Genomic DNA, 7,439 nt, shown 5'->3' with positions numbered 1-7,439 from the left:
GATAATTCGGATATCTTCCTGATGGAATTAAAACCAGGAGCAACCGCATACCCGATTACTACCTGGAAAGGATCCGATAGCCGGCCTGCATTCAGTTCCGACGGTAAAAACATTGCCTACCTGCAAAGTTCAAGTGAAGATGCGTTTACAATGTATGGACATTCGATACTTGGAATCATTTCCCTGGCGGATAAAAAATCGACCCTGCTAACGAGCCGGCTCGATCGCCCGGTTCAGCATTTCCGGTGGGAGTCCACGGGCAATTCCCTGCTTGCCCTGATGGAAGATGACCGGAGGGTTCAGGTAATCCGTGTAAGTACCACTGGTACAACCGAAACCCTGACACAAGGCGATCATAGCATTTATGGAATTGAACTTAATACGCCTAAAAAATCTTACCTGGCCTTGCGCAGTACGCCCACCCTGCCAGCTGAGTTATTTACCGCAGAGGGGGGAACATTGCGCCAGCTGACCCATCATCAGGATAGTTTCCTGGCGCCTTTGCAACTGCCCCTGGTAGAAGGATTTCAATCAACCAGTAAAGACGGTACTAAAATTTCAGGTATTCTGTATAAACCGGCTACCTACCAGCCCGGACAAAAACTTCCATTGATCCTGTTTATTCATGGAGGGCCGGTAGCGCAGGATGAGTTTGAATTTGATATGACCCGTATGGTTTATGCAGCGGCAGGATATGCAGTAGCTGCCGTTAATTACAGGGGTAGCAGCGGCAGGGGAATAAGCTTTATCCGGTCAATTTATGGTGATTGGGGAAACAAGGAAGTAATGGATGTAATCGGCGCAGCCAATTACCTGGTAGCGGCCGGGATAGCCGATCCTAATCGCATGGGTTTAGGTGGTTGGAGTTATGGCGGCATAACTACCAATTACACCATTGCCACCGATACTCGTTTTAAAGCTGCAGTGAGTGGTGCGGGAAGTGCTTTGCAGTTCAGCTTATATGGCAGTGATCAGTACATAGCCCAATATGAAAATGAACTGGGAGTTCCCTGGAAAAACCGGGATAAATGGATAGCGGTTTCTTACCCTTTCTTCAAAGTAGATAAAATAAAAACGCCTACTTTATTTATGGCCAGCGAAAGTGATTTCAATGTTCCTGTAATTGGTGCAGAACAAATGTACCAGGCATTTAAATCTGTTGGTATACCCACCGGTCTGGTAATTTACCCGAAACAATACCATGGTATTTCTGTTCCGAGTTATCAGATCGATCGGCTCAACAGACATATTGCCTGGTACAATACCTATCTGAAATAGCAGCTTACATCATGTAATATTTTTGCCCGGCAACAAATTCCTGTTCGGGTATTTCTTCGGCCAGCATTTGTTTCAGGTTTTTTTCAATACCTGCAGCAATGCTGGTCATTGGTGTATCTGTTGGTTTGTTTTCGAACGGGTCCTGTAAATGAATAGCCATCTTTTCAATTAAAAGAAAGGACGCCGAAATAGCTACAACCAATGGCACTTCAAACATGCCAAAATATTGGATTACACCAAAAGGAAGCAGGGCAATGAATAACAGCAGGGAGAAATGAATGTAAAGGCTGTAAGTGACCGGGAATACCGTGTTTTTTATGCGTTCACACTTACCCATACAATCACATAACCGGCTGATGGTTCTGTCAAGTTCCACCTGCTGATACGTGTTGATCCAACCTTTGTCTAACGCAATTTTTATATCGCGTGAATGCAGGTCTAATAACGCAGCAGGAACATTGTCAAATCCTTCCACGTATTCAAAATCCTTTTTAGAAATCCATTTCTCCAGGCCTTTTAAGGCCGATTTTTTTCTGAGTGACTGTCCCAATGCATAACACCAGGCAATTTGCCGGTTGATAAGGCGCTGCCTGAATCGTTGAATATTTTCATCCTCGTATAAATTGCTGGTAAAACTGATGACCTGCCTGGAAATTGTTCTTGAATCATTAACGATTGCGCCCCATATATGACGCGCTTCCCACCAGCGATCATAGGCCTGGTTACTTCTGAATCCGAGCAATAAGGAAATAATGGTGCCTAATATCGTGGGTACGGCAATAGGAATGGAGATCCGGGTAATATGATAGTTTTCATATAAAACCGCAATCACAATTGCATACATCGTAATCAGCAACAACTCCGTTTTTATCTTCCCTAACACATAGGAAAAGGGAATATTCTTTCTTAATAACATGTGATCCGGTTTTGATGATTAGTAAGAGGCGCTTAGCTCAGTCTTCAGACCCGCTGCCTGTTTTGGCCGGCTGTTTGCAACAGTTGGTAATTCCCTGATCACCGGAATGCCTGCATTATTGATGAGTGAGGATGGGTCGAGAAACCTGGGATGCGGTTGCATTAACTGAAAACCTTCCGGGAAAAAGATCTGGTCTATTTCGTTGAAATCAAGATAATTCCGGAATACCTGGCGGGTATTTCCATACATGTATTTGAAGAAAATATTACCGATCAGACCCGCATATTTTTCTTTCAGTTTTTTACAGCCTTTCCTGAATTCTTCGTTCATGACCTGTAAATGCGGCTTATTACCTGCGCCAACTACTTCCTGTTCTGAAGCCGGCATTTCAAAGCTTGCAAACAATATAATAGTAATGCGCGAGCCGGAAGCTCCCTTTATATACTGTTCTAAAACACCCAGCGATTGTGGGGTGAAATCGGTCGGAAATAAAATATTTTTCATGATCAGCATTTTACACAAAACTCCGTCTCGGGCTTTAGAGATACATAAGCCCTGCTTAAATCTTGTGTTAGATGATCATAAGGAAATTATAAGAAAATTAGAATCAGCTAAAATTTGTTTAACGATTTTGACTGACCGGCAGGGTTATAGTAACACTTGTTCCTGCTGACTGTACTGAGCTTACTTCGATATTGCCATCGTGAATGCGGATAATATTTAATGCTAAAGGTAAACCTACTCCATATCCTTCAAATGATTTGGTATTGCTGGCGCGAAAAAAGGGTTCAAAGACCCGCGAAATTTCTTGAGCAGGTATACCAATACCTCTGTCTACTATAGTAAATTCTATATGTTGCCCTTTGTGTTTTACCCGTATATCAACTTTTTCCTGGTTGGAATACTTAGCGCCATTGGCAATTATATTTCCTAATGCCAATTTTAATAATGTTCTAATGCCATTAATAGAGAGTTGTGTATTGGTCAGGATTTCTTCCTCTATGTCCAAATTCAGCTCTGTTCCTTTGATCAGGTTTTTTACTGAATAGGCAGCTTCTTCTATCAGTTCTACCACGCCAATTTCTTCCCATTCCTGTTGTTGTCCGTTAAAGCTTATTTGTGAAAGAGATAATAACTCCGACGTTATTTTATTCAGTTGGTCAGCATGTTGTTGAATGGAGCTGATGGCCTGCTGGTATTCTTCCACGCTACGGGTTCTGGTAAGTGCCCAATCGGCTTCTCCTACGATATTTGTAAGAGGCGTCCGCAATTCATGCGAAGCATTGCTGATGAAATTATTTTGGGTTTCAAAAGCGGTTTGCAGCCTGTCCAGCATGTTATTAAAGGTTTTAGCCAGTTCTGCTATTTCATCTCCACCACCTTTGTCTTCTAATCTTAATCCGAGGTTATAAGCGCTGATGTTTTTTGTACGTTCAATAATATCCCGAACCGGTTCAAAGGTTTTTTTCGAGAAAAAAATACTGGTAGTATAAACAATAATAACGGCCAGTATAAAGGTGGCAATCTTAATATTCCGTAAATTTTCCAGCGTGCTGATGCCGTATTCATTCACCGCCGATTTGATAACTATAAAATCGCCTGTTTCATCCGGGTAAAAAATGCCGGCAAAATCTACATCTCCTTTATTGAAATAAACCGGAGTGCCCTTTTGTTGTACAATACTTTTAAGATAGGAATAGGGTATCAGAGATTTACTTTCTTTCAGCTTATATATAGTATCTACACGAAACACGTATTCTTTTTCCTGCGTCAGGGTCTCGAGGTATTTTTTTCGAAGTTCCTGGTAGGTGTTGGTGGTGATATGGTCCTGTTCAAACAATACTTTGGTTGCTACAATTACCCGTATCTCGAGTCGCTTAAAAAAATCACGGCTCACAAAACTCTTGGTAATAAAATAGGAAGTCCAGCTAATAATAAGAATAATCGTAGCTGTAATAATGGTAAACAGGATACCTGTTTTTGTTTGAATTCTCATATCAGGACTCCTTGATTACGTAGCCCATTCCCACAACTGTATGCAAGAGTTTTTTATCAAAAGAGTTTTCGATTTTCTTACGTACATAATTGATGTAAACATCTACAACATTTGTACTTATATTGAAGTCAATGCCCCATACATTTTCAAGAATGGTCATCCTTGATAAAACCTTTCCTTTATTTCTCATCAGGAATTCCAGCAGGCGAAATTCAGTGGATGTAAGGCTAATGCGTTTTCCATTGCGCAATACCATTTTACTGTCGGGGTTTAATTCAAGGTCTGCTACACGTAATGCATGGTTGTCTTCCGGCTGTAATTGGCTTTTACGCCGGGCAAGAGAACGGATTCTTGCTTCCAGTTCAGCGAATTTAAAAGGCTTTGCGAGGTAATCGTCTGCTCCGCTATCCAGTCCGGTTACAATATTTTCCGTGCTGCTGAGAGCCGTTAACATCAGAATAGGCGTATCGATCTTATTATTGCGGAGTCGTTTACACAGTTCTAATCCATTTAACCCGGGTAACATGATATCCAGGATCATGATATCAAAGTCGTTTTTGGTAGCCATTTCATACCCGATATCTCCGTCCGGAGCCAGGCTGATTTTATAGCCTCTTTCCGACAATCCTTTATTAATCAGATTGCCAACTGAAATTTCATCTTCCACCAATAACACGTTCAACATAGCTGCTATTTTTCTGATTCGGCCCAATAGAGTTACCAGCTACGAAACTAACAGCTTCTTTTCTGCAAAAGTTTAAAAACTGATTAGAACGGATTAGAATTCAATAAGTAAGCCTTAAGTTCTTCGTAGTTTTTACCGATAAGGTACGCTTTTTTTGTTTTTGTTAACGTTTCGGCGATGGAATCGGGTACGGGTATGGGGGTTTCTATGATAGGTTCCACAACATCCAGGAATTTAATGGGATGGGCGGTTTCCAGCAGTATACCTTTTTGTTCGGGGTGCTTGTTCAGGTATTGCTGCAACGCATCATAGGCAACTGCTCCATGCGGATCCAGCAGGTAGGAGTGCTGCCGGTATACCGACCTGATTAAGTCTCTTGTTTTTTCATCCGTTGTTCTGGAACTCGATAGTAGGCGTTTAAGGGCATCGGTGTTCTGTTGGAAGATTTCCAGTATCCTGGTAAAATTACTAGGGTTACCAACGTCCATAGCGTTAGAAATTGTTGGTATGGCTGGTTGGGGGTGGTATGCACCGGTTTCCAAAAACCTTGGTACTACGTCATTCGCATTACAGGCGGCAATAAAATGGGCTACAGGAAGCCCTGCTTTCCAGGCCATCAGGCCGGCACAGATATTTCCGAAGTTTCCACTTGGAACGCAGATTACAGGAGGCTTTAATTCTTTCCATTGTTGCAGGGCAAAGAAATAATAGAATTGTTGTGGTAACCACCTGGCTACATTAATAGAATTGGCGGAGGTCAGGAAAATGGCACGGGTAAGTTCGGGGTCTTTAAATGCCTGTTTTACCATTTGCTGGCAATCATCAAAATTTCCCTGTACTTCCAGTGCTTGGATATTGTCGCCAAAAGTGGTTAGTTGTTTTTCCTGGACCGAGCTAACTTTTCCGGAAGGATATAGGATCACCACCCGTACTCCTTCAACATTATGGAAACCACTTGCTACTGCTCCGCCGGTATCTCCTGAAGTAGCAACCAGAACAGTAACTGGCTCCTTTTTTTCCTGTGCAAAATAACCAAGGCAACGGCTCATAAACCGGGCACCGATATCTTTAAAGGCAAGGGTTGGACCATGAAACAATTCTAACGAATAATACTGGTCATGTACTTGTTTTAAAGGAATGGGAAAGTTGATGGTTTCTGTTACTATTTCACGAAGCTTGCTCTCTGGTATTGAATCACCCACAAAGGGTTGAATAACCTGGTAAGCAATTTCTTCCCTTGATAAAGATGGCAGTTGCTCTATGGTTGCTTTGGGAAGCTGCGGGATCTGTTCCGGAAAATAGAGGCCACCATCGGGTGCTTGTCCCTGTATAGTGGCAGTTCTGAAATCTACACTGGGCGACTGGTTTTGAAGGCTGGAGTAGTACATAAGTGTAAAACCGGGAAAGTGAAGCAGGAGCGGTGCAATGCATATTAGACTATCGCTCTATTACTTCACATCCTTTGTTATTAATTTCGGTGATATAAATTTTTGAATCAATTCCTATAGAATCAAATACATCCTGCATAATTCCTGCAATGGTTGAAGCAGTGGCTGCTTCTTTACTGAGCATAAATATAGACGGACCGGATCCGCTGATTCCCCCACCCAATGCACCTGCTTCACGACTGGCTTTTTTAACTTCATCAAAACCAGGTATCAATATACTTCGAACGGGTTCTATGATCACATCTTCCAGGGAACGTCCGATCAGGGCGTAATCAGACTGGAGAAAGCCGGCAACTAACCCGGCTATATTACCCCATTGACGGATAGCATCTTTCAACAATACTTCTTTGCGTAAAATCTGCCTTGCATCCGAAGTTCTTACTTCAATCTGGGGATGCACAACGGTTACATGCAGAGGAGGAGCGGCTAGTTGAACAATATCCAGGGGAAAAATTGAACGGATTAGGGTAACTCCTCCGAGGATGCAGGGCGTAATATTATCCGCGTGTTTAACACCGCTGGCAACTTTTTCACCTGCCATAGCAAAGCGAACCAGGTCTTTTCCTTCAAAGGGGTTTCCCAATAAATAATTGGCGCCCACTACAGCGCCTGCTGAACTGGCTGCACTGGAACCGAGGCCACTTCCTGGTTTGATTTTTTTGGTGATGCTGATTTCTATGCCTACCGGTTCATTCACCGCCTGCAGCAGATCAAGCAGTGCTGCGCCCGCTACATTCTGTGCCGGATCAGAGGGAAGCTGGTAAGCATCTGTATGCTGAATCCGTATGCCCGGCTCTCTGCTTAATTTCATGGTAATGCTATCGGAGGGGTCTTTCAGCGCCATGCCCAGTATATCAAATCCGCAGACCAGATTAGCCACGGTAGCCGGACATATAACTTCAATTTCCCGGTCAAATATTGGTTCAATGCGTTGTATTGCTTGCATTTTGATTTAATTCTAGGTTAAAGTGGCTCTTAAAATGTCGGCAAATACGCCTGATGCTGTTACATCGGCCCCGGCACCTGCTCCTTTAATAACCATTGGCTGTTCCGGATAGCGTTCTGTGTAGAATAAAACGATGTTATCTTTTCCATATAAATGAAACAGGTCATGCC

Annotated in this window: 8 protein-coding genes; 1 reads left to right on the top strand and 7 read right to left on the bottom strand. The window is 42.8% G+C overall.

Translation table 11 applies throughout. From position 1 onward, the window contains the following. Positions 1-1,278: prolyl oligopeptidase family serine peptidase (locus tag A1D16_RS19820; protein WP_290712769.1), on the top strand; the 1,278-nt coding region annotated here is incomplete at its 5' end. 4 nt (positions 1,279-1,282) lie between these two features. Here A1D16_RS19820 and A1D16_RS19815 read toward each other — a convergent pair. From A1D16_RS19815 to A1D16_RS19785, 7 genes are all read right to left on the bottom strand, one after another. After that, positions 1,283-2,194, bottom strand: a complete 912-nt coding sequence (locus A1D16_RS19815; RefSeq protein WP_290712766.1) for a bestrophin family ion channel — start codon at positions 2,192-2,194, stop codon at positions 1,283-1,285. Between the two features lie 18 nt (positions 2,195-2,212). Beyond that, entirely contained in the window at positions 2,213-2,698 is a 486-nt protein-coding gene (locus A1D16_RS19810; protein ID WP_290712764.1) for a hypothetical protein, read from the bottom strand. Between the two features lie 118 nt (positions 2,699-2,816). Further along, positions 2,817-4,190: a HAMP domain-containing sensor histidine kinase gene (locus A1D16_RS19805; RefSeq protein WP_290712762.1), complete on the bottom strand. Its 1,374-nt coding sequence runs from the start codon at positions 4,188-4,190 to the stop codon at positions 2,817-2,819. Between the two features lies 1 nt (position 4,191). Next, a complete protein-coding gene (locus A1D16_RS19800; protein WP_290712760.1) occupies positions 4,192-4,875 on the bottom strand; it encodes a response regulator transcription factor in 684 nt (227 codons plus the stop codon). An 83-nt stretch (positions 4,876-4,958) separates the two neighbouring features. After that, positions 4,959-6,263, bottom strand: coding sequence for a threonine synthase (thrC, locus tag A1D16_RS19795; RefSeq protein ID WP_290712758.1), 1,305 nt, complete (start codon positions 6,261-6,263; stop codon positions 4,959-4,961). A gap of 49 nt (positions 6,264-6,312) precedes the next feature. Continuing rightward, positions 6,313-7,269 (bottom strand): homoserine kinase, encoded by a 957-nt coding sequence (locus tag A1D16_RS19790; protein ID WP_290712756.1) that lies wholly within the window; start codon positions 7,267-7,269, stop codon positions 6,313-6,315. Positions 7,270-7,281: 12 nt separating this feature from the next. Continuing rightward, positions 7,282-7,431 carry a hypothetical protein gene (locus A1D16_RS19785; RefSeq protein WP_290712773.1) on the bottom strand — a complete coding sequence of 50 codons (150 nt, stop codon included), beginning with the start codon at positions 7,429-7,431 and terminating at the stop codon, positions 7,282-7,284. Positions 7,432-7,439: the final 8 nt, after the last annotated feature.

It is taken from the genome of Flavihumibacter sp. CACIAM 22H1 (assembly GCF_001601815.1).
GTDB lineage: Bacteria > Bacteroidota > Bacteroidia > Chitinophagales > Chitinophagaceae > Flavihumibacter.
Note: the sequence above shows the minus strand (reverse complement) of the source record. Positions and strands in the feature narration are given on the sequence as shown.

What these genes read in the sequence shown, in the direction of transcription:
- A1D16_RS19815 (WP_290712766.1), bottom strand. Translation starts at nt 2,194, where the DNA reads ATGTTATTAAGAAAGAATATTCCCTTTTCCTATGTGTTAGGGAAGATA.
- A1D16_RS19810 (WP_290712764.1), bottom strand. Translation starts at nt 2,698, where the DNA reads ATGAAAAATATTTTATTTCCGACCGATTTCACCCCACAATCGCTGGGT.
- A1D16_RS19805 (WP_290712762.1), bottom strand. Translation starts at nt 4,190, where the DNA reads ATGAGAATTCAAACAAAAACAGGTATCCTGTTTACCATTATTACAGCT.
- A1D16_RS19800 (WP_290712760.1), bottom strand. Translation starts at nt 4,875, where the DNA reads ATGTTGAACGTGTTATTGGTGGAAGATGAAATTTCAGTTGGCAATCTG.
- thrC (WP_290712758.1), bottom strand. Translation starts at nt 6,263, where the DNA reads ATGTACTACTCCAGCCTTCAAAACCAGTCGCCCAGTGTAGATTTCAGA.
- A1D16_RS19790 (WP_290712756.1), bottom strand. Translation starts at nt 7,269, where the DNA reads ATGCAAGCAATACAACGCATTGAACCAATATTTGACCGGGAAATTGAA.